General features: G+C 68.8%; 16 protein-coding genes. 5 read left to right on the top strand and 11 right to left on the bottom strand.

Annotation, left to right across the window (positions count from 1 at the left end; genetic code table 11):
• The first annotated feature begins 6 nt into the window (after nt 1–6).
• Nucleotides 7–1,206 carry a cation:proton antiporter gene (locus ACQW02_RS16445; protein WP_431280998.1) on the top strand — a complete coding sequence of 400 codons (1,200 nt, stop codon included), beginning with the start codon at nt 7–9 and terminating at the stop codon, nt 1,204–1,206.
• On the opposite strand, the gene ACQW02_RS16440 is transcribed toward ACQW02_RS16445, so the two are convergent.
• From ACQW02_RS16440 to ACQW02_RS16390, 11 genes are all read right to left on the bottom strand, one after another.
• A complete protein-coding gene (locus tag ACQW02_RS16440) occupies nt 1,207–3,639 on the bottom strand; it encodes an AsmA family protein (RefSeq protein WP_431280997.1) in 2,433 nt (810 codons plus the stop codon).
• A 47-nt stretch (nt 3,640–3,686) separates the two neighbouring features.
• On the bottom strand, nt 3,687–5,792 hold the full coding sequence (locus ACQW02_RS16435; RefSeq protein ID WP_431280996.1) for an alkyl/aryl-sulfatase: 2,106 nt from the start codon (nt 5,790–5,792) through the stop codon (nt 3,687–3,689).
• An 85-nt stretch (nt 5,793–5,877) separates the two neighbouring features.
• On the bottom strand, nt 5,878–7,545 hold the full coding sequence (locus tag ACQW02_RS16430) for a M3 family oligoendopeptidase (protein ID WP_431280995.1): 1,668 nt from the start codon (nt 7,543–7,545) through the stop codon (nt 5,878–5,880).
• Complete coding sequence (locus ACQW02_RS16425; protein ID WP_431280994.1) at nt 7,542–7,997, bottom strand: M23 family metallopeptidase; 456 nt, start codon at nt 7,995–7,997, stop codon at nt 7,542–7,544. The genes ACQW02_RS16430 and ACQW02_RS16425 overlap by 4 nt, the downstream gene beginning before the upstream one ends.
• Nucleotides 7,994–9,205 (bottom strand): Hsp70 family protein, encoded by a 1,212-nt coding sequence (locus tag ACQW02_RS16420; protein WP_431280993.1) that lies wholly within the window; start codon nt 9,203–9,205, stop codon nt 7,994–7,996. Before ACQW02_RS16420 ends, ACQW02_RS16425 begins: the two co-directional genes overlap by 4 nt.
• The gene (locus ACQW02_RS16415; RefSeq protein ID WP_431280992.1) at nt 9,202–10,170 is read right to left on the bottom strand and encodes a Bug family tripartite tricarboxylate transporter substrate binding protein; all 969 of its coding nucleotides are present in this window, start codon (nt 10,168–10,170) and stop codon (nt 9,202–9,204) included. Before ACQW02_RS16415 ends, ACQW02_RS16420 begins: the two co-directional genes overlap by 4 nt.
• Nucleotides 10,167–13,325, bottom strand: a complete 3,159-nt coding sequence (locus ACQW02_RS16410; RefSeq protein WP_431280991.1) for an efflux RND transporter permease subunit — start codon at nt 13,323–13,325, stop codon at nt 10,167–10,169. Before ACQW02_RS16410 ends, ACQW02_RS16415 begins: the two co-directional genes overlap by 4 nt.
• A 22-nt stretch (nt 13,326–13,347) precedes the next feature.
• Complete coding sequence (locus ACQW02_RS16405; protein ID WP_431280990.1) at nt 13,348–14,631, bottom strand: efflux RND transporter periplasmic adaptor subunit; 1,284 nt, start codon at nt 14,629–14,631, stop codon at nt 13,348–13,350.
• Between the two features lie 86 nt (nt 14,632–14,717).
• Nucleotides 14,718–15,497: a 3-hydroxybutyrate dehydrogenase gene (locus ACQW02_RS16400; RefSeq protein ID WP_431280989.1), complete on the bottom strand. Its 780-nt coding sequence runs from the start codon at nt 15,495–15,497 to the stop codon at nt 14,718–14,720.
• 28 nt (nt 15,498–15,525) lie between these two features.
• Entirely contained in the window at nt 15,526–16,227 is a 702-nt protein-coding gene (locus ACQW02_RS16395; RefSeq protein ID WP_431285913.1) for an acetoacetate decarboxylase, read from the bottom strand.
• A 59-nt stretch (nt 16,228–16,286) separates the two neighbouring features.
• Nucleotides 16,287–17,459, bottom strand: coding sequence for a DUF3734 domain-containing protein (locus ACQW02_RS16390; RefSeq protein WP_431280988.1), 1,173 nt, complete (start codon nt 17,457–17,459; stop codon nt 16,287–16,289).
• A 123-nt stretch (nt 17,460–17,582) separates the two neighbouring features.
• On the opposite strand from ACQW02_RS16390, the gene ACQW02_RS16385 reads away from it, so the two are divergent.
• The 4 genes from ACQW02_RS16385 to ACQW02_RS16370 all read left to right on the top strand — a co-directional run bounded on the left by ACQW02_RS16385 (nt 17,583) and on the right by ACQW02_RS16370 (nt 22,460).
• On the top strand, nt 17,583–18,980 hold the full coding sequence (locus ACQW02_RS16385; protein ID WP_431280987.1) for an amidohydrolase family protein: 1,398 nt from the start codon (nt 17,583–17,585) through the stop codon (nt 18,978–18,980).
• A gap of 11 nt (nt 18,981–18,991) precedes the next feature.
• Nucleotides 18,992–19,975, top strand: a complete 984-nt coding sequence (locus ACQW02_RS16380) for a Bug family tripartite tricarboxylate transporter substrate binding protein (RefSeq protein WP_431280986.1) — start codon at nt 18,992–18,994, stop codon at nt 19,973–19,975.
• Between the two features lie 51 nt (nt 19,976–20,026).
• Entirely contained in the window at nt 20,027–21,349 is a 1,323-nt protein-coding gene (locus ACQW02_RS16375; RefSeq protein ID WP_431280985.1) for an NAD(P)/FAD-dependent oxidoreductase, read from the top strand.
• A gap of 127 nt (nt 21,350–21,476) precedes the next feature.
• A complete protein-coding gene (locus tag ACQW02_RS16370) occupies nt 21,477–22,460 on the top strand; it encodes a Bug family tripartite tricarboxylate transporter substrate binding protein (RefSeq protein ID WP_431280984.1) in 984 nt (327 codons plus the stop codon).
• Nucleotides 22,461–22,554 lie beyond the last annotated feature (94 nt).

The following is a 22,554-nucleotide window of genomic DNA, read 5'->3' as shown; positions in this document are numbered from 1 at the left end:
TGCCCCGTGGATGTGATCGTCGCCTGGGGCCTGGACCTGCCCATCCTCGCGCGGTTCGGAATCATCATGGCCCTGGGGGCGCTGGTGCCCAGCCTGTCGCGCGCGACCAACCTGCCCACCTGCGTCGGCTACATCGCGATCGGTGTGCTGATCGGCCCGCATCTGCTGGGGCTGGTGCCGGCGCATGACAGCACGGCCGATTTCTTCGCCGAACTGGGCAAGCTGCTGCTGATGTTCTTCGTCGGGCTGGAGGTCGATCTCAAGCAGTTCAACGAACATCGCCGGCGCGCCGTCGCCTTTGGGCTGCTGACCTTCGCCCTGCCGATGGCGGCCGGCACCGCCGCCGGGCTGTTCTTCGGCTACGGCGAGATTTCCGCGATCCTGATCGGCTCGCTGCTCGCCTCTCACACGCTCATCGCCTTTCCGCTGGTGATCGCGGCGCGGATGTCCGGGCGGCCGGCGGTGACCGTGACGGTGGGTGCCACGGTGCTGACCGACATGCTGTCGCTGCTGGTGCTCGCCGCCTGCCTCAGCGCGCACCAGTCGGGTTTTGACGCGGGGTCACTGGCGGTCGAAATCGTCCAGCTCATCATCTTTTCCGTGCTGATCGTATGGGGTCTCGGCGCCCTCGGCACCTGGCTGACCGAACGCCTGGCGCATTCCGAAGAAGCGCGCTTCGCCCTGCTGCTGGTCATCGTCTGCGTCGCCGCCACCGCCGCCGAGGCGATCCAATTGGAAGGCATCATCGGCGCCTTCCTTGCCGGTCTGGCGGTCAATTCCGCCGTGCGCGACACCGAGGCAAAGGAGCGGCTGGAATTCATGGGCCGGGCCTTCTTCATCCCCGCCTTCTTCATCGTCACCGGCTTCCTGGTGGACATGAGTGTGCTGGGCGGCACGCTGTGGCACGAACCCTGGCTGGTCGTCGCCATTGTCGGTGGGCTGATCGCCAGCAAATGGCTGGCCGCCGAGATCGCCGGCCGCGCCTGGGGTTTTTCCGCGCTCGACCGGTCGCTGATGGCGACGCTGACCATGCCGCAGGTCGCGGCCACCCTGGCGGCGGCCCTGGTCGGCTACCAGGCGGTGAATGCCGCGGGGGTGCGGCTGCTGGATGACAAGATGCTCAACACCGTGCTGGTGCTGGTCGTCGTCACCTCCGTGCTGGGGCCGATCCTGACGGCGCGGACGCTGCGGCGCCATGGCGACTGATCATCGCCGGCGCCCGCCAAGCAACCCCGCACCACCCCCCAAAACCCCGCCGATCCCGCGCAGCACGTCTTCCGTCGCCCCCATGGCACCCCGCGCGACATCCTGCGCCGCGCCCTGCAATTCGCGCGGCACCAGCGGGACCACATAGGCGGCGGGCAGGATCGGCGCCCGCCCATCGCGGCCCAGCCGGGCCAGCCGAAGCTGCGCCGCGCAATCGCCCGAAGCCCCCCGCAGCAATTCGGCGGTGGAACTGCGCCACAAGCGGTTCGCCACCGTATCCGCCATGACCTGCGCCAGCGCCGCCCCCGGCTCCATCCCGAAACTTGGCGCCGCCAGGGTGCCGCCGATGCTGATCGGCGTGCGCACCGTCACCCCGCCCAGCACGCGGATATCCGGCAGCAGCCGCGCGGCCAGGGTTTCATTGTGCAGGTTGATCGCGATGCGGCCCTCGATTCGGCCAAAGGGGCCTTCGACCAGCATCGCCTGGCTTTGCACCAGCCCGGCATCGGCCGACAGGCGCAGGGCGACGCAGCGGATCGCCGCCTCCTCGGCCGGCGCGCCGCGCGGCAGCAGGATCTGCGCCAGGTTCGGTCCGACCTGGAGCAAGCGTGCCCAGGACAGCCGGCCCTCGACCATCGCCAGCCCCGCCTCGCCATGCAGGCTCGCGGCCAGGTCGCGCAATGTCGCCCCGCGCCCTTGCAGGTCCAGCGCGATCTCGGCCGGGCCGGTCAGCGGCGTGCGAAGGCCCAGGCTGCGCTCCAGCACCGTCAGGTCGATGCCATTCCCCGAACTGCGCAACGACAGCGCGACCGAGGGCACCCGCCCGGAGGCATCCAGCGCCAGGCGCCCGGTGATCGTCCCGCCCGGCAGCCCGGCGCTGAAGGGCTGCAACACCAAATGCCCGCCGGCCAGCGCCACCCGTGTCGTCACCGCGCGCAAGGCCAGGCCCCCCGCCGAAAACCTGTCCGCCGACAGCGCCACCGTCGCGTCGAACCCGCGCAGCGTTTCGGCCGGCAGCGCCGCATTCGGGATGACCCGCGCCGTATCCCGCGCGGCCCCCGGCGCGGTGCCGAGCGCGTCGAGGTCCAGCCGCCGCGCCGCGATGCGCCCCGACACCGACAGCCGCCCGCCTAGCGCCAGTTCCAGGTCGCCCTGCCCATCCAGCACCCGGCTTGCGATGCTGAAGCCGTCCAGGCGCAGAATGGCCGGCCGCGCCCAGCCCATCCGGGCCGAGGCCGTGACCGGCCCGATCGCCGGCAGCGCCACCCCGGCCAGCGGGCTGAGGCGCGCCAGGTCCGGCGTGGCCAGGCTCGCGTCGAAGACCAGGCTGTGCGGCAATTCCGCCTTCGTCACCGCGCCACGCAGCGACAGGCTTGCCTCGCCCGAGGTGATGGTCGCCTCGACCGGCAGCGCCTCATCCGGCTCCGCCGCGACCACGCGGCCAAAGGGGGGAAGGGTCCCCGCCAGCGCCACGCGCGCCCCCGCCCGACTGCCCCGTGCTGCCAGCGCCATCGCCGCATCCGGCGTCGCGGCGCGCAATTCCACCGTATCGATCCTGAGCCCCGGCACCACGGAGGCGAGATCGATGCCCGCGCCGCGCAGCACAATCTCCGTCACCGCGATGCCATCCGGCCCCGGTCCCAGCCGTGCCGTCGCCTCCACCGCGCCGAGCAGGCCGATCGCCGGCGCATTCACCCCGGCCCAGGCCGCAAGCCGCGCCGGCGCATCGGCCTGCGCCGCCAGGGTGATGTCCCAATCGGCCTCCGTCGCACTGCGCGGCAGGCTGCCCTGCAAGGCGAGGCGCCAGCCATCGCCGGTCAGCGCGGCGCGCAGCGGCGGCGGCGGTGTCGCCGCCCAGGGGCCGATTTCTGCCGCGATGGCGATGGCTTCCCCCATCAGCACGACCCGGCCCTCGATCGCCGTCGCGCCATCATCCCGGCGCAGCACCAGCCGTGTGATATCAAGCCGCCGCTCGTCGAGCGTGATCCGCGACTCCTCGATCCGCAGCTCCGCGACGACCAGCCGGGACTCGCCGGATTCGGTGGCGGCCTCGCCCAGCACCCAATTCGGCCGCCCCTGCGCATCGCGTTCCAGCAGTATCTCGGCACCGGCGATGGTGACCTGCCCGACCTCGACCCGCCCCGACAGCAAGGGCAGCACCGCCAGGGTCAGGTCCAGCCGGCCGATCCGCGCCATCGCGGGCTGCGACCCATCCGGCAGATTGGCGATGGCGGCACCCGCGACACTGACCCGCAGCCGCCAGGACGGGCGGATCGAAATCGGCCCCAGGGTCACCGCCCGGCCCAGCGCGCGCTCCAGCGCCGCGTCGATCCGCGTGGTCAGGGCGCCACGCTCGATCGCCATCTGCAGGACGATCAGCCCCACGGCGACAACCGCGACGATGGCCCCGGCCCCGCCCAAGAGCCAAAGCAATGGGCGCCGCATCGCACCGACCAAGACCACGTACTCCCACCGCCAGACTACTCAGGGATGGGCTTGCCCGGCACGGCCTGCAAGGCCTCCGCATGCGGCACGGCGTCGCCGCGCCCCTTGGTGCCGGGCAGAATCTCGAAGCGCGGGTCGAAATCGACCATGGTGGAGGCAAGCTTCGCCAGGACGCTGGCATCGCCCTGCACCCGCGCCTTGCCCTCGGCGATCTGCGCATCGAGTGTCTTCGCGCCGGCCATCACCTGTTCCAGGTCCGTGCGGTCGATGGTCAGGGTCAGCGTCGGGTTCGGCGCCTGGAAGCCCTGGATATTGGTCAGCGTGGCATTCTCCATCTCGACGATGAATTTTTCCCCGTTGTCGGGTGTGACCAGGTTGATGGTGAAGCGCATCCCCTCGGCCTTGCGCGTGTCCATGCGGATCGCGAGGAAGTTCAGGAACAGTTCCGTCGACATGGCGCGGATGACATCGGGGCTGGAGGAGCTGACCGCTTCGCCCTGCGGGATGCCCGTGCGCAATTCATAGGCGCCGGCCAGGAAGCTGTTGCGCAACCCGGGATTTTCCTGCTGGTAGCCAAGCTGTTCGAACACATCGGCCAGCAGATCCTTGGCCGGCTGGTTCTGCGGCTCGGCCTGCACCAGCTTGTTCAGGATCTCCGAGGCCAGCAGGTAGCGCCCCTCGTCATGCAGTGCCCGGCCACGCGCCAGGATGGGTGCTGCGCCGCCCATCATCTCGACATAGAGCGGCGCGCTATCGGCGGGCGACAGCGGGATCAGGGTCGCGGGGTTGCAATCCCAGAACCCCAGGAAGCGCTGCACCACGCCGCGGGAATTGTGCTCCGGCGATCCGTGGTAGCCGCGGCAATACCACTTCTCCCGCAGCGTCTTCGGCACTTCGTAGACGTTGTGGATCTGGTTGATGGTGACACCCTGGTTGGCGTGGTGCAGCACCTGGTTGTTCATATTCGCATAGAGGTCGCGTTGCGCGCGCAGCACCTCCTGGATGCGGTCATTGCCCCAGCGCGGCCAGTGGTGGGAGGCGAACATCACCTCCGCCTCCAGCCCGAAGCGATGCAGCGCCTCGGCGATGTACTTCGACCAGCGCAGCGGGTCGCGCACCGGGGCGCCGCGCAGCGTGTAGATATTGTGCAGCGTGGCGGTGACATTCTCCGCCATCCACAGCGCCTTCATGCCCGGGATCCAGGTGTTCATCTCGGCCGGTGCCTCGGTGCCCGGGGTGTTCTGGAACACCATGGGGATGCCATCGACCTCGAAGGCCTCGATGGCCTCCTCCACGATGCGCGTCGGCGCGATCAGCCCCATCGCGCCGGCGGAGACACCCTGGCCCAGCCCCTGGCCGACATAGCCATGCGGGGCCGCCGGCAGCAGCAGCCCGTATTGAAAGAACAGCCGGCGGTTCATCGCATTGCCGGCGTAGACATTCTCCTCGACCGTGTGGCGCAGGAAGTCGCGCGGGGCGATGACCGCGACCTTGCCGGCGCGCACGTCGGCTTCGTCCACGATGCCGCGGATGCCGCCCCAATGGTCACCGTGATTGTGCGAATAGATCACGGCGGTGATCGGCAGGCCCTCGCCGCGATGCTGCTGGAACAGGCGCCAGGCGGCGCGCGCGACCTCCGCCGTGACCAGCACGTCGAAGACGATCCAACCGCTGCGCCCGCGCACGAAGCTGATCTGCGCCAGGTCGAAGCCGCGCACCTGGTAGATGCCGGGGACCACCTCATACAGGCCGTAGTTGTTGTTGAGGCGGGAGATGCGGTGCAGCGACGGATGGATGCTGTCGAATGCATCCTGCTGGTCGAGGAACTGGAAGCGTTCCATGTCCCAGGCGACATGGCCGGCATCGGCCATGATCTTCAACTCCGGCATCCGCGCGATCAGGCCGCGCTGGTTCTCGTCGAGATCCCGCGTGTCGGCGAAGGGTAGGGCGCCGCGCGCCTGGCGCAGGATATCCTGCGTGAAGCGGGATGGCGCCTTGCCCTTGGGATGGAAATGCCCAGCCAAGGGCGTTGCGACCGGTTGCGCCAGGGCCGGGCTGTCGTCCAGCACCAAGCGTCCGGCCACGGCGAAGGCGGCGCCGGTGGCGGGAATGGATTGAATAAGATCGCGCCGCGTGGCCATGGCATTCCCCCGTTCGCTGCTTTTTGAAGGCAGGCTACGTCCGGCACGGGGAAACGTGATTGCGGCGGATCAAGTCGGCACGGCGTCAGCCCAGTTCGGCCCGCGCCTCGCGCACCACCTCGGCCAGCGCGCCATCGGCGAAGGGCGACACCAGCCCCGCCGAGGCCACCAGCCCCTGGAACGGCATCGCCCCGCCGCGCCCGCAGAGCGCCACATAGGCATCCAGCGCCGCCGCCGGGTCATGCCGCGCCTTCACCCAGAACTGCATCGCGCAGCACAGCGCCAGTGTGTAGTCGATGTAGTAGAAGGGCGAGGCATAGATGTGCTGCTTCGCCTGCCACCGCCCGCCCTTGGCCGGGTAGGCGAGGTCGCCGTAGTCGGTCCAGGGCATGTAGCGGCGTTCCAGCCTTCGCCAGATCGCGTGGCGTTCGGCCGGGGTCGCCTCGGGGTTGGCGTAGACCTCGTGCTGGAAGTGATCGACGCAGACGCCATAGGGCAGGAAGGCGAGGCTGCCGATCAGGTGCATGCGGCGAAACCGGTCCGCGGCATCGTCGCCGACGAGCAAGCCCATCTGCGGATGGGTCAGGAATTCCAGCCCCATCGAATGGATCTCGGCCGCTTCCATCGTCGGCCACAGCAGGTCGATGCCGGGCTGGTTGCGGCTTTCCCAGCATTGGAAAGCGTGCCCCATCTCATGCGTGAAAACGCCGATATCATTGTGGGTGCCGTTGAAGTTCGCGAAGATGAAGGGCTGCCCGACCGAGGGGAATGACGTGCAGAACCCACCCCCCGCCTTGCCCGGCCGGTTCTTCAGGTCCAGGAACCCGCCCGCCTCCATCATGCGGTAGAATTCGGCGAGGCGCGGGTCCATGCGGTCGAACATGGTCTGCGCGGCGGCGACCAGCGTGTCGTGGTCGCCGATCGGCTTTGGGTTGCCGGCGGGGTCGATCAACGCCTCATCCCAATATTTCAGGCTGTCCCAGCCGAACACTGAGCGACGCTGTTCCAGCAGGGCTGCGACCAGCGGCACGACATGTTCCGCGACCTGGTCGCGATACCGCGCGACATCGGCCGCGTCGTAATCCACCCGCCGCATGCGGCGATAGGCGAGGGCAGTGAAATCCTTGTCGCCCAGTTTCACCGCCATGCCGTGGCGCAGCTTCACCAGCTTGTCGTAGATCTCGTCCAGTTCTGCGCCATTGGCCGCGAAGAAATCCCAGCGCGCGCGTTCGGCGGCGTGGCGCACCTCGCGGTCGGCATCCTCGGCATAGGGCGTCAGGCCCGACAGGTTCACCGTCTTGCCGTCGATCTCGATTTTCGCCGAGGCCAGCAGCGCAGTGTAGCGCGCGGTCAGGGAGGATTCCTCCTCCAGATCGGCGGCGATGGCGGGGGAGAAGGTGGTGATATCCGTCTCCCACAGCCGCAGCGCGTGGTCGCCGACCAGGGCGGCGACGGCGGCGCGATCCGGGTCGTCCAGCAGGCGCTGCTTGATGCCGTTCTCCAGCTCCTGCGCATAGGGCGCCAGACTGTCGGCATAGGCACGCTCGGCCTTGGCTTTCTCGCTCGTCGTGTCCTGCGAAAACCGCAGGTGCACCAGCGCGCTCCAGGTGTCGTAGAGCCGGCGCAGCCCATCCCAATCGGCGACAGCGCCGGTGCGGTCGTGGTCCAGCCTGGCCCCGATGGCAGCGTAGCCCGCGGCCAGGCTTTCGCGATCGGGGGTCGGGGCGGCGATGTCGATGAAGGGTATGGTCATGGGCACAGGCTTATCCCAAAGGCGGGGGCCGGGTCGATTCGTTGCCCGTCCACCAGCAGTTCCAGATGCAGATGCGTGCCATAGGTGATGCCGGTCCGGCCGACACGGCCCAGCGCCTCACCCTGCGCCACGCGTCGCCTGCCGGAGGCGATCGGCGGTGCGACCGTGCCCAGATGGGCGTAGCGGGTCACCCGGCCATCGGCATGGCGCAAATCGACCTCCAGCCCCGCGGCCCCGCGCCGGCGCACGGCGATCACATCCCCGGCGGCCGCCGCCCGGACCCAGGCGCCGGCCGGGGCGGGGATGTCGATGCCGGTGTGCATGCGTGTTGCCCGCGGCCCACCGGCCGGGCGTTCGCCAAAGGGCGAGGACATGCAGGCCGGTGTCAGCGGAAGCGCCAGCCCCTGGGCGGCGGCGGGGGCGGCCAGGACGAGTCCCAGCAGCCACCTCACGGCGGGGGCATCATCGCCAGGCCCTCGGCGACCGAGACGAATTCGCCGCCGCCGGTGATGCGGTCGGCACCAAAGCGCCGGGCAAAGATGTTGCGGACCGCCGGCACCAACGACGTGCCACCGGTCAGGAAGACCCGGTCCACCGCCGAAGCCTCCAGCCCCGCATCGCCCAGCGCCGCGCCCACGGCGGCGTCCATCGCCGTGATCTCCGGCGCGATCCAGGCTTCGAAATCGGCGCGCGCGACGGGCGTGTCGATCACCAGGTCGGCGTGGCGAAAGGCCAGCGTCGCGGTCTCGGCGGATGACAGGGCCGCCTTCACCCCCGACACGGTGCGATACAGCGCATACCCCGCCTCATCCTCGATGAACCGCACCAACCGGTCCAGCTTTTCCGGGTGCTGCGCCGTGCGCGTCACATCGGCGATGTCGCGCATGATGCGCGGGCTGCGCATCAGCGCCAGCCGATGCCAGCGCGCGAAGGCGACATACCAGTTGGGCGGCACGGGCAGGGAGGTGCCCATGACCTTGTAGGTATCGCCCTTGCCCAGATGCGGCGACACGACATGGTCGATGATGCGGTAATCCAGCGCATCCCCCGCCAGCCCGACCCCGGCATGGCCGAGCGGCGTCACCCGCGCCGGCGGCCCGGGGTCGAAGCGCAACAGGGAAAAGTCGCTGGTGCCACCGCCGAAGTCGCCGACCATCACGGTCGCCGGCCGGTCCAGCCCGGCGGCGAAACGCTGCCCGGCGGCGGCGGGTTCCAGCGCGATCTGGATATCCGGCATGCCCGCTTCGGCGAAACTGTCGCGCAACCGCGCCTCGCCGAAATCATCGTCCACCATTTCCCCGGCAAAGCGCACCGGGCGGCCGACGACGATCCGCGCATCGCCGATATCGTGTTCGGCCAGCAGGTCGCGCAGGAAGGTCGCGATCAGCGCCGGCAGCGTCCAGGGCTTGCCGTGGATGCGGGTTTCCGAAAACGACCGCTGTGCCAGGTAGCTCTTCATCGACATGATCAGCCGCGCGTCATGCGCGTCGTCGAGATACGCATCGATCGCGGCGGGGCCGGAAAAATGCTCCGTCCGGCGGGTTGCGGGATCGTGGCGGAAGCACAGGACGGAGCGAAACACGCGCCGCTCCGCATCCAGCATCGCGACGACACTGTTGGTCGTGCCGAAGTCGATGCCGATCGTGGCCGTGTTGCTCAATCCGCGCGAATCCCCGCGCGGCCGATCAACGCGCGCATACGCTCATTCTCCGCGGCGATGATGGTGGCGAATTCGGCCGGGGTGCGGGGGGCGGGGTCGGCGCCTTCCATCTTGAAGCGGTCGGTCAGTTCGGGGCCGGCCAGGATGCCGTTCACCACGGCATTGATCCGCGCCACCAACTCGGGCGGGGTCGCGGCCGGCGCCACCAGCCCATGCCATTGCACGAGTTCGAAGCCCGGCAGCGCGGTCTGCGCGATCGACGGAATGCCCGGCAGCGCCGCCGAGGGCGCCGCACTGCTGACCCCAAGGGCCACCAGCAAGCCATCCCGCGTCGCGGGCACCACGACCGGGGCGCCGGCAAAGGTCGCTTTCAGCCGCCCGGCCAAAAGATCGGTCAGCATCGGCCCATTGCCGCGATAGGGCACGTGGACCAGGTCGATCCCCGCCGCATCGGCAAAGGCCGCCATGGTGATGTGCGACGCCGCGCCATTGCCGGCGCTGCCGTATTCCAGGGTGCCGGGCCGCGCCTTGGCCAGCGCGATGAACTCGGCCGCCGTGCGCGCCGGGATCGAGGGATGGACGGTCAGCACGCTGGGCAGCAGCGCCACCAACGCGACCGGAGCGAAATCCTTGATCGGGTCATAGGGGATCGTCGGATAGACCCAGGGGTTCACCGCCAGGGTGCCGATATGCCCCCACATCAGCGTATGCCCATCGGGCGCCGCGCGCGCGACCATGGCCGCACCGACCGACCCGCCGGCGCCGCCGCGGTTTTCGATCACCACCGGGTTACCGTTCAACACCTGCTGCAGCCGCTGCGCGATGGGCCGCGCCAGCAGGTCGTTCGACCCGCCCGGCGGAAACGGCACCACGATCGTGATGGGCCGGTTCGGCCACGGCGCGGCTTGCGCATGCGCCAGGGCGGGTGCTGCCAGCATGGCAGTCAGGAGTGGGCGGCGCTTCATTCGGCGGCTTCCATCGGTTGTGTGGCGGCAGGCTTCTTCCCACGCGCCAGCCATTCCTCAAATCGCTGCACCACGACGAAGAAGGACGGCACGAACAACACGGCCAGGCAGGTGGAAGCGATCATGCCGCTGCACACCGTGATCCCGATCGACTGCCGCGCCGAGGCCCCGGCGCCCGAGGCGATCACCAGCGGCACCACGCCCAGGATAAAGGCGAAGGAGGTCATCAGGATCGGCCGCAACCGCGCGCGCGCGGCATGGACCGCGGCGTCGATGATCTCCCGCCCATGCTTGATGCGTTCTTCCCGCGCGACCTCGACGATCAGGATGGCGTTCTTCGCCGCCAGCGCGATCAGCAGGATCAACCCGACCTGCGTATAGAGGTTGTTGTCCGCCCCCAGCGCCCCCAGCGCCACCACCGGCCCCATCAGTGCCAGCGGCACCGCCAACAGCACCGAAATCGGCGCCAGCCAGGATTCATAGGTCGCCGCCAGCACCAGGTAGACCAGCACGATCGCCAGCGCGAAGACGTAGTAGAGCTGGTTGCCGACCGCCTGTTCCTGGAACGACATGGCCGACCAGTCATACCCCATGCCGCGCGGGATGGTGGATTGCGCGACCTGCGCCATGACGGCCGATGCCTGGCCGCTGCTGAAGCCAGGGGCGGGCGCCCCCACGATCGTCGCCGCCGGATACAGGTTGTACAGCGTGACCAGCGGCGGGCCGACATTCTGCGTCGTCGAGATCAAGGTCCCGATCGGCACCATCTGCCCCGACGGCGTGCGCACCGCCAGGCGTTCGATGTCGCCGATATCCAGCCGCGTCTCCGGCCGCCCCTGCACATAGACCTGGAACACCCGGCCGAAGCGCGTGATCTGGCCGACGTAGTTGGACCCGAGGAAGGTCGCGATCGTGTCGAAGACCTGGCCGGTGGTGACCTGCAATTCCTCGGCCTTGGTGCGGTTCACCTCGATGGTCAATTGCGGGGTCGATGACCGGAACGACGTCTGCATCCGCCCGATGGCCGATTGGGTCGATGCGTTGTCGATGATCGTCTCGGTGGTGTTCTGCAGGCGCGGGAAGTCGAAATTCCCGTCGCGGATCTCCACCATCATGGTGAAGCCGGCGGCCTGGCCGATGCCCTGGATGGGCGGCGGGATCAGCACTAGCGATTGCATGTCCTGGATCTGCGACAGCTCGCGGGTCAGGTGCATGTAGATCGTGCGCAGGTTCTCCTCCTTGCCGCGCACCGACCAGTCCTTGAGGATCACGTAAGCCACGCCCGCATTCGACAGCGTGGCGCTGTTGTCGAGCACCGACACGCCGGTGATGGCGATGACCGTCTCCACGCCCGGCGTCGCCTTGGCGACCTCGGAGATGCGGTTCAGCACGGCCTGCGTGCGCTCGACCGAGGCGCCATCCGGCAGCAGGGCGGAGACGAGGACATAGCCCTGGTCCTCGGTCGGCAGGAAGCCGCCGGGGATGCGGGAAATGCCGTAGCCGGCAACCCCGATCAGCCCGAGCGCGATCACCAGCATCACCATGCTGCGCTTCGCCATCCAGCCGATCAGCGCGCCATAGACATTGGCGAAGCGGTCATAGACGGCGTTGAAGCCGCGGTAGAAGGCGTTCTTCTTCTCCCCCGGCACCGGCCGGCGCAGCCACATGGCGCATTGCGTCGGCTTCAGGGTGGCGGCGTTGATCGCGCTGATCAGCGCGGTCGCGGCGATGACCAGCGCGAATTGCGCGAACATCTGGCCGGTCAGCCCCGGCAGGAAGGCCGCCGGGATGAACACCGCCATCAGCACCAGGGTGATGCCGATGATCGGGCCGAACAATTCGTCCATCGCCTTGATCGCGGCCTGGGGTCCGTCCAGCCCCTTTTCCAACTGGCTTGCCGCGCCCTCGACCACCACGATCGCGTCATCCACCACGATGCCGATGGCCAGCACGATGGCGAACAGGGTGGACAGGTTGATGGTGAAGCCCAGGGCCGCCATCGCGGCGAAGGCGCCGATGATGGTGACCGGCACGGTCGTCGCGGGCACCAGGGTGGCACGCCAATCCTGCAGGAAGACCAGGATCACGATCAGCACCAGCACGCCGGCCTCATACAGCGTGGTATAGACCTCGCCGATCGAGGCCTTGACGAAGCCCGTCGTGTCGAAGGGCACCGCATGCACCAACCCGGGCGGGAAGGCGCGCGACAATTCGGCCATCTTGCTGCGGACGGCATCGCCCACCGCGATCGCATTGGCACCCGGCGTCTGGTAGATCGCGATCCCCGCGGCGGGGCGCCCATCCAGGGTGAAGACCTGGCTGTAGGTCTGCGCCCCCAGTTCCACCGTGGCGATGTCGCGGATACGCACCACCGCGTTTTCCGACGTGCCGGCCTTGACGATGATATCCTCGAACTCGCTGGCCTGGCTCAGCCGGCCGTTGAGGTTCAGCGTCAACTGGAACGCCTGTCCCGTCGGCACCGGCGGTGCCGCCAACTGGCCGGCGGTGACTTGCTGGCTCTGCGTCTGGACCGCGTTGATCACGTCCTGCTGCGTCAGGCCCAATTGCCGCATGCGGTCCGGATCCATCCAGATCCGCATCGCATACTGGCCGGCGCCGAAGACCACGGTATTGCCGACACCCGGCAACCGCGCGAGTTCGTTGATCAGGTTGATGGTGGCGTAATTCGCCATGTACAGGCTGTCGAAGCGGTCGTTGGGCGAGGACAGCGTGACGATCTGCAGGATGGCGGTGGATTTCTTCTGCACCACCACGCCCTGCGCCTGCACCGACGACGGCAGTTGCGCCAGGGCGGCGGTCACCCGGTTCTGCACCAGCACCTGGGCATTGTTCGGGTCGGTGCCGATGGCGAAGGTGACGATCAGGCTGTAGCTGCCGTCGCTGGCGCTGGTCGACTGCATGTAGATCATGCCGTCCACGCCATTCACCTGCTGTTCGATCGGCAGGGCCACGGTATCGATCAGCGTCTGCGCGCTGGCGCCAGGGTAGCTGGTCGTGACCTGGATCGTCGGCGGCACGATGTTCGGATATTGCGCGACCGGCAGGCCGAGCAACGCCACCGCGCCGATCAACACGAACAGGATCGCCAGCACGTTCGACAGAACGGGCCGCAGGATGAAGAATTTCGAGATCATCGGTCTGCCTCCCCCCGCCCGCTCAGCGGGCCGGGGCCGGCGCCGGGGCGGGCGCCGTCGTGGGCGCCGCCCCCACGCCGGTATTCGGCAGGATCGGCGTCGGTATGGGCGCCATGACACCCGGCGCCGCGGGCACCGCCTGCACCGCCGGGGCGGTGATACGGCCCTGCTCCGGTTCGACCGCGTGGCCCGGGATCGCCCGCTGGATGCCGGCGATCACGACCTTGTCGTCCGGCTGCAAGCCGCTTTCGATGACCCGCAGCGTGCCGACGCGCGGCCCGATTTCCACCGTGCGCTGTTCGACCGTGTTCTGCGCGTTCACCACCAGCAGGTAGCGCCCGGCCTGGTCGGCGCCGAGGGCGCTGTCGGGCACCAGAAGCGACATCGCGCCGGGCGCGCTTGGCAGCGGCACCCGCACCCGCAGGAAGAACCCCGGCAGCAGCACCCGGTTCGGATTGGGGAAGACCCCCCGCACCGCCATCGTGCCGGTCGCGGCATCGACGACGGGGGAGAAGTAGTCGAGCGTGCCGACATGCGGGAAGCCGTTGTCGCCCTGGATCGCGACCTCGATCACCACCTTGTCCAGGTCGATGCTGCGCAACCCGCTATGCACCAGCGCCTGTCGCACGCGCAGCAGGTCGGTCTCGCTGATCGTGAAATTCACCCAGATCGGGTCGTGCTGCACGATAGTGGCAAGGCGCGTCTGGGTGGTGCCGCCCACGACCTCACCGATCGAGGCCAGGTGTCGCGTCATGATCCCGTCGAAGGGCGCCAGGACGGTTGTGTAGCTCAGGTTGATCTGCGCGGTGATCGTATTGGCCTCGGCCTGCTGCAAGGCGCCGCGCGCCTCGTCCCGCTTGGCCTGTGCCTGGTCGAAGGTCGCCTGCGCGGTCACGTTCTGCCGCAGCAAGGTGCTCTGGCGGTCGAACTCGACCTGGGCATTGGCAAGCTGCGCCCGCGCCGCCGCCTCCGCACCCTGGGCGGAGGAAAGGGCGGCCTGGTAGGGCTGCGGTTCGATCACGAACAGGGGCGTGCCTCGCCGCACCGGATCGCCATCGCGAAAGCCGATCTGCTGCAGGAAGCCGCCGACCCGCGCGACCAAGTCGACCGTGTTGACCGATGCCGCCGTGCCCACCGTTTCGACGAAGCGCGTCACCGGCTGCCGCAGTGGGGTCGAGACCGTCACCTTGGGCGGTGGCGGCGGCACATAGGCGTTCTGCTCCTTGCACCCCAGCAATGGCAGGGCGCCAAGAAGCAGGAGTGCTGCGATCCGGCGACCCGGGCGAAACAAGGAAGCATGCTGCATGGGGCGGTCTCGTCCGGGCGATAGAGTAGGAAACCAGCCTACCGGCGCCGGCGTACCGGCGCCAGACAGGCCGCGACGGCTCAGGCCTACTGCATGAACCAGCCGTGGCTGACCACGACCGATTGGCCCGTCAGCGCGTTGGTGGGGAAGGAGGCGAGGAACAGCGCAGTCTGCGCCACGTCATTCACCGTGGTGAATTCGCCATCGACCGTGTCCTTCAGCATCACGGTCTTGATCACCTGCTCATTCGTGAGTCCCAGTGCCGCGGCCTGCTCCGGGATCTGCTTTTCGACCAGCGGCGTCCGCACGAAGCCCGGGCAGATCACATTCGCCCGCACGCCGAAGGCGGCACCTTCCTTGGCGACGACCTTGGCCAGGCCGATCAGCCCGTGCTTGGCGGTCACATAGGGGGCCTTCAGCACCGAGGCCTCATGGCTATGCACCGAGCCCATGTAGATCACGCAGCCGCTCTTCTGCTTGTACATCTGGCGCAGCGCCGCGCGGGTGGTCAGGAAGGCGCCGTCCAGGTGGATCGCCAGCAGCTTCTTCCACTTGCCGAAGTCGAAATCGACGAGCGGGGCGACGATCTGGATGCCGGCATTGCTGATCAGGATGTCGAGCTGGCCGAATTTCGCGATGACCTTGGCGGTGCCGGCATCGACCTGGTCTTCGTCCGACACATCCATCGAAATACCGATGGCGCGGGTGCCGGTCGGGTCCAGTTCCAGCGCGGTCGCATCGGCCGCGGCCTGGTTCAGGTCGGCGATGGCGACGCGTGCGCCCTCGGCGAAGAAGACCTGGGCGATGTCCTTGCCGATGCCGCTGGCGGCACCCGTGATGATGGCGACCTTGTCTTGCAGACGCATGGGATCCTCCGTTCGATGAATGATGAAATCAGGCCAGGTAGTCGTGCACGACGGACCCGAGGCCCAGGGTCAGGTCGGCCAGGATATGCGTGGCCGACAGGATTTCCAGCACCGGCAATTCGGCGATCGGCGCCAGCGCGTGCGGCGTCAACGACAGGGCGGCGGGGCCGGTCCAGGCGCCCTTCAGCACCACATCCTGCAGATGGTATTCCACCAGCTCGCAGATGCGCGCGGTGCCATCGACATGCGGGATGATCTTCAGCAGCCAGTTCGGCGTCGCCATCGACGCCGCGACCGCGGCCAGGTCGGCCGACTTGTGCTTGTAGCCCATGGTGCCCGTCGCGATCCGCACCGGACCGTAGTCCAGCGTGCCGACGAAGGTGTCCGTATCGGCCTGGAGCGTCGGCTTGGCGAGCTTCTTGGGAAAGCCCCACAATTCGCGGCCGCCCGCGATCGGCGGGTGATCGTCCAGGAACATGCAATGCGTGTAGCCGCCGCGCTTGCCCTTGAACGACACCGGGATCACCTGGCCGCATTCGGTGTAGTCGCCGAAGCCGGTCGAGTCCGGCATGCGGATGAATTCGAACTTCACGACCGGGTCGATGATCTCCAGCGGCTCCGGCACCAGCGCGCGCAGCACCGCGGGGTCGGTGCGGTAGGTGATGATCAGGAACTCGCGATTGACAAATCGATACGGCCCCATCGGGAAGGCCGGGCTGGTCAGGGGCATGGCAAAGGCGTTGCGGCGCACGTCGTCTTCGTTCACGGGAATCTTCCTTGTCAGTGTGGCTATTCGCGCCCGTTCCGGGCCAGGTCGAAGGTGAAGACCCCGTCCTCCTCGATCGGCCGCATCAGCACCTCGGGGTGGCGCAGCGTCCGGCATGCGTCGTTGTAGCCGTCGCGCCAGTGCTCCTCCATCGTGCGGCGGGAGAATTCATAATCCTTGTTGTTCGCCTCATAGCTCTTCGAGCGATAGATCATGTGGATGATGTTGTAGACCTTCTCATCCGCCTCGGCCGCCAGCAGCTCCGCATCGGCGGACTGCCGCAAGGCCGGCGGGATCTGCTGCAGCAGCTTGTTCGTGGCCCGGCGCAGGCGCTGCATGCGCTTGAACCCGTCGGTCGCCGCGCGGGTGCGGCTGGAAAAGCGGATTTCCTTCTGCCGCGTATCGGCCTCGGCCATGGTCTTCGGATATTCGCCCCGGGCATTCCACAGATCGACCTGGAAGGCGAGCGTGTCGGCCCGCGGCCGGCTTTGCATCACCCATTCCAGCGGCGTGTTGGAGACGATGCCGCCATCCCAGTAATGCTCGCCGTCGATCTCCATCGCGGGAAACCCCGGGGGCAGCGATCCGCTGGCGATGATGTGCTTGGCGTTGATCTGGTGCGTCGTATTGTCGAAATATACGAAGTTGCCGGTGCGTACGTTCACCGCGCCCACGCTGAACCGCATCGGCCCCGCATTCAGCCGGTCGAAATCGATCAGCCGTTCCAGCGTGGTGCGCAGGTGCCCCACATCGTAATAGCTCAGCGCTTCGTCGCTGCCCGACGGTTGCAGGAACGGCGGCACCAGCCGGGGCGTGAAGAAGCCGGGCGCCCCGCCCAGCATGACGCTCGCCGCGCGCCACTGGTTCAGCATGCCACGGATCATGTCGCCCTTGACCTCATGGTCCGGCAGGGTCGGTGCGCCGAAGGGCGATTCGGTGACCCTTTCCCAAAAACTCCGCAGGGCGGCGACGCGGTGCTCCGGGGCATTGCCCGCGATCAGCGCGCTGTTGATCGCACCGATGGAAATGCCGGCCGCCCAATCCGGTTCGATATTGGCTTCCCACAGCGCCTGGTACACCCCGCCCTGGTAGGACCCCAGCGCGCCACCCCCCTGCAGCAGCAGGGCGATCCGCTCGAACGGCGGCCTGGCGACGGCCCGGTGGGACTTGGTCTTCGGTGGGCGGATGGTGGTCATGGGGGGGCGACCTCTCGGAGTCTGCAACCGGCGGGTGCGTCCTCTATCTCGCCGATAGTGTCGCGCCTTGGCAACGCCACTTTGTTGCGCTTGCATGAATTGGCGGTCAGGAGACGCTTGGAAATGGGTATAAAGGTCATCACGCCGCGCTGGGTCTGGAGCGCCGATCACGGGCTGCGCCCGCACCACGCCATCGTCATCGGTACCGATGGCCGCATCCTGGACGTGACGGCCGAGGTCCCGACCCTGGACGCCCAGCGCATCGACATCCCCGACGGGCTGGCCATCCCCGGGCTGATCAACCTGCACAACCACGCGCTGTCGGCGCCGCTGTTCCGGGGCCTTGCCGATGACATCGCGCCGGGCGACCTGCCTGGCCACATCGTCTATGCCCTGCTGATGCCGCTCGGCGACCTGGTCGCCGAGCTGATGACGCCCGAGGACATCGGCGACGCCGCCGAAATGGCCCTGGTCGAGGGCCTCAAGTCCGGCACCACGACGGTGCTCGATGTCTTCCGCGTCCAGCAGGCGCCCTTCATCACGCGCGCGCGGGGCCTGGGGCTGCGCAGCTATGCCTGCCCCTACCTCTTCTCGACCCCGGGCCTGGCCATGACCGCCGATGGCAAGCCCGTCTATGGCGCCGGCGGCGACACCGGCTTCGACGCCATCCTGCGGTTGTTCGCCGAATACGACGAAGGCAGGCATGGCCGCACCCGCGTCGGCTTCGGCCCGCACGGCCCGGATTCGTGCACCCCCGACCTGCTGCGCGCGATCGACGCCAAGGCGCGCGAGTTGGACACGATCGTCTCCATCCACGCCGCCCAGAACCAGCACGAGATCACCCTGGTGCGCGACCGGCACGGCGCCAGCCCGGTCGAACACCTGCGCGATGTCGGGCTGCTGCGTCCGGGCGTGATCCTGGCGCACGGCATGTTCGCGACGGATGACGAACTGGACCTGATCCGCGCCCATGACGCGGCGCTGGCATCCTGCCCGCTGGCCTTCGCCCGCAGCGGGCGCTTCGTGCCGCTGGCGCGATTCGAATCCTCCGGCATTCGCTTCGGCATCGGGACCGATGGCGTGACCCTGGACATGCTGCAGGAGATCCGCACGGCCTCGATCTTCGCCAAGGTGCAGTCGGGCGCCCCCGGCGCGCTATCGGCGCCACGGGTGCTGACGGCGGCGACGCGGGATGCGGCGCGCGCCCTGGGGCGGGATGACCTCGGGCGCATCGCCCCCGGCGCCCGGGCGGATATCGCGGTCTTCGACCTCGGCTCCTCACGCTACCAGCCGGTGTGGGATCCGTTGTCGGCCCTGATCACCAATGGCGCCGCGTCCGATCTGTCGCTGGCCATGGTCGATGGCCGGGTGCTCGTCCAGGATGGCCGCGTGACCATCGCCGATGAAGCCGCCGTGACCCGCCGCGGTCGCAACGCGATCGCCCGCGTCTGGGACGCGGCCATCGCCCGCGGCGCCATCCCCCCCACCATCCTGGCCCGCGCCGGACGCGGCCCGCAGTGAAGGACGCCCCCATGACCACGATCCGCCGCCGCCCCCTGATCCTCGCGGCCCTGGCCGCCCCCGCAATCGCCCACGCACAAGGCACCCGCCGGCCTTTGCGCATCATCATCCCCTTCCCGCCGGGCGGCGCGGTGGACAGCCTGGGCCGCGTGCTGGCCGACCGCCTGGCGCCGGTGCTGGACCAGTCGGTGGTGGTGGACAACCGCAGTGGCGCCGGCGGGCTGATCGGCGCCGATGCCGTCGCCAAGGGGCCGCCCGATGGCACCATGCTCGGCATCATTGGTGCGGCGACCCTCTGCGCCGCTCCGTTTCTCCAGCAATCCATGCCTTTCGACGTCCAGCGCGACCTGCGCGCCGTGACCCAGATCACCGATTCCGCCGTGCTGCTGGTGGTGAACGCCGCGCGCGCGCAGGAACTGGGCTGGACTGACCTCGCCTCGGTCCTCGCCTGGGCAAAGGCCAATCCGGGCCGGTTGCGGGTCGCCCATTCCGGCGTCGCCACCGTTTCCCACCTCACGCTCTCCGCCGTCGCGGCGGCCGCAGGGGTCGAAATCACCGGCGTGCCCTATCGCGGCGGCGCCCAAGCGACGTCGGATGTCGTCTCCGGCGTCATCGAGGGCTCGGCCGACCTGCCCACCGCGCTGATGCCGCATGTGGAGGCCGGGCGTCTGCGCGCCCTCGGCGTCAGCAGCGGCCGCAGCCTGTCCCTGCTGCCGGACGTGCCGCCGATGGCCGCGGCCCCCGGCCTGGCCGCCATCGATATCCGGTCCTGGAACGCCATCATGCTGCCGGCGGCCACCCCGCCGGCCGAGGTGCGGCGCCTGTTCGACGCCATCCGCCGCGTCGCCGCCGAACCGTCCTTCGCCGCCGCCCTGCGCCCCCTGGGCTATGACGCCGTGACCAGCGCCAGCCCGGACGCCATGACCGCCATGATCGCGGCCGAAACCCCGCGCTGGCGCAGCCTGGTCGAGATGTCGGGCGCGAAGGTGGATTGAGCCACACGGATTTTCCGTGACGCGCGCCCCTGCATGGGGGGAGCATGCGGCATGAGCGATACCTCAGGCGCGCATCGGATCGTGGTCGTAGGCGGCGGTGCCGCGGGGCTGGAACTCGTCACCCGCCTGGGCAATACCCTCGGCCGCAGCGGGCGCGCCCATGTCACCCTGGTCGAACGCGCCCGCACCCACCTATGGAAGCCGCTGCTGCACGCCGTCGCCGCCGGCAGCATGGACCGCGGCCAGCACGAGTTGAACTACCTGGCCCAAGCCCATTGGCACCACTTCACCTACCGCTTCGGTGCCATGGACGGGCTGGACCGCGAAGCCCGCGTCATCCACCTGGCCGCCACCCTGGATGACGAGGGGCGGGAAATCACCCCGCCCATGGCCGTGCCCTATGACACGCTGGTCATCGCCGTCGGCAGTGTCACCAACGACTTCGGCACCCCGGGTGCCGCCGAATTCGCCATCCCGCTGGAAACCCCGGACCAGGCCGTGCGGTTCAACCGCCGCCTGGTCAATGCCTGCCTACGCGCCAACAGCCAGCCCGAACCCGTGCGCCCCGGCCAATTGCACATCGCGATCATCGGCGCCGGCGCCACCGGCACCGAACTGGCGGCCGAACTGCATCGCACGGTGCGCGCGGTGGTGGCCTACGGCCTCGACCGCATCGACCCGGCCCGCGACATCCGCATCGTGCTGGTCGAAGCAGCGCCCCGCATCCTGCCGGCCCTGCCCGAACGCATCTCCGACGCGACCCGCACCCTCCTGGACGACATGGGCGTCGAAGTCCGCGCCGGCACGCGGGTCGAGGAAGTGCGCGAAGACGGCGTCCGCTTCGCCGGGGGCGAATTCCTGTCCGCCCAACTGGTGGTCTGGTCAGCAGGGGTCAAAGGCCCGGATTTCCTCAAGGATCTGGGCGGGCTGGAAACCAATCGCATCAACCAACTCGTCGTCGAGGAAACACTCCAAACGACTCGCGACGCCAACATCTTCGCCATGGGCGACTGCGCCTCCTGCCCACGCCCCGGCCATCCCGCGCCAGTTCCCCCGCGCGCCCAGGCCGCGCACCAGCAGGCCTCGCACATGTACAACCAGATCGTCGCGCGCCTGGACGGCAAGCCGCTGACGCCCTTCGTCTACCGCGACTTCGGCTCGCTGGTGTCCTTGGGCAAATACAGCACCGTCGGCAGCCTGATGGGCTTCGTCGTCGGCAAAAGCATGTTCATCGAAGGCATGTTCGCCCGCATGATGTACCGCTCCCTCTACAAGATGCACCAATCCGCCCTGCACGGGCACGTGCCGACCGTCTGGCGCACGATCGCCGGGCTGCTGTCGCAACGAGCCGAGCCTGGGGTGAAGCTGCACTGAGGATGCTGGGAGAGGGCCCGGTCGGGCGGGTTGCGATGGGCCTGCCTGGATGGGGTCGGCGCCTGAGCCGGGTCGATGTGTCCGCCAAGCCCTGCTAAACAGGCTTTGCCTTTGGGAGTGACATACGATGAACCGTCGCCACCTGCTCGCCAGCGGGGCTGCCGGACTTGCCCTGCCGGCTTTCCTCGGCCGCGCGGCCAAGGCCCAGGCGGCCTGGCCCGACCGCCCGATCCGACTGATCGTGCCCTTCCCCCCCGGTGGCGGCACCGACACGGTGGCGCGCGAGGTGTCGACGCGCATCGCCATGGCCACGGGCTGGACGATCGTGGCAGACAATCGCCCCGGCGCGGGCGGTACCATCGGCCTTGATGTTGTCGCCAAGGCGGCGCCCGACGGCTACACGATCGGGCTCGGCCAGACCGCCAACCTCGCCATCGCGCCGGCCCTCTACCCCAATCTTCCCTTCGATCCGCTGCGGGACCTGACGCCCATCGGCCTTGTCGCGCAGCAGCCGAACATCATCGTGGTCGCACGCAATTCGCCGATCCGCGACCTGGCCGGATTGCTGGCGGCGGCAAAGGCCCGGCCGGGCGTGCTGACTGCCGGCCATCCGGGCAATGGCACGGTCGGCCATCTGGGCGGCGAGGTGATGAACGCCAGCGCCGGGATCGACATCGTGCAGGTGCCCTATCGCGGCGCCGGCAACGTGATCGCCGACTTGCTGGCCGGGCGTATCGACGTCTATTCCGCCAATCCGCTCTCGGTGAAGGGTGTGATGGAATCGGGGGATGTTCGGGCCCTGGCCGTCACCTCCCCCTCGCGAAGCTCCGCCTTCCCCGATGTGCCGACCGTGGCCGAACTCGGCTACCCAGCCTTCGAGGCGATGAACTGGACCGGGCTTGTCGCCCCCGCGCGCCTGCCCGCGCCGATCCTGGCCCGCATGAGCGAGGAGATGCGCAAGATGCTGACCAGCGCCGATCTGCGCGCACGCTTCACCAGCGAGGGCAGCGACGTGGTGAGTTCCACCCCCGAGGAGTTCCGCCGCCATCTGGACTCCGAGATCAACAAGTGGGGCACGCTGATCCGCGGCGCGAACCTGCGCGCCACTTGACGGCGGAAGCCGGGGGGCGCGGCGAAAGCCACGCCCCCCGCAGGCGAACCCGGCGGCGTCGGACCGGCGCCGACGGGGCCTCGCCCGCGCCGTG

The organism is Humitalea sp. 24SJ18S-53 (assembly GCF_050632385.1).
Taxonomy (GTDB): domain Bacteria; phylum Pseudomonadota; class Alphaproteobacteria; order Acetobacterales; family Acetobacteraceae; genus Humitalea.
The sequence above is the reverse complement of the archived record's forward strand: the minus strand, read 5'-3'. Positions and strand labels throughout refer to the sequence as shown.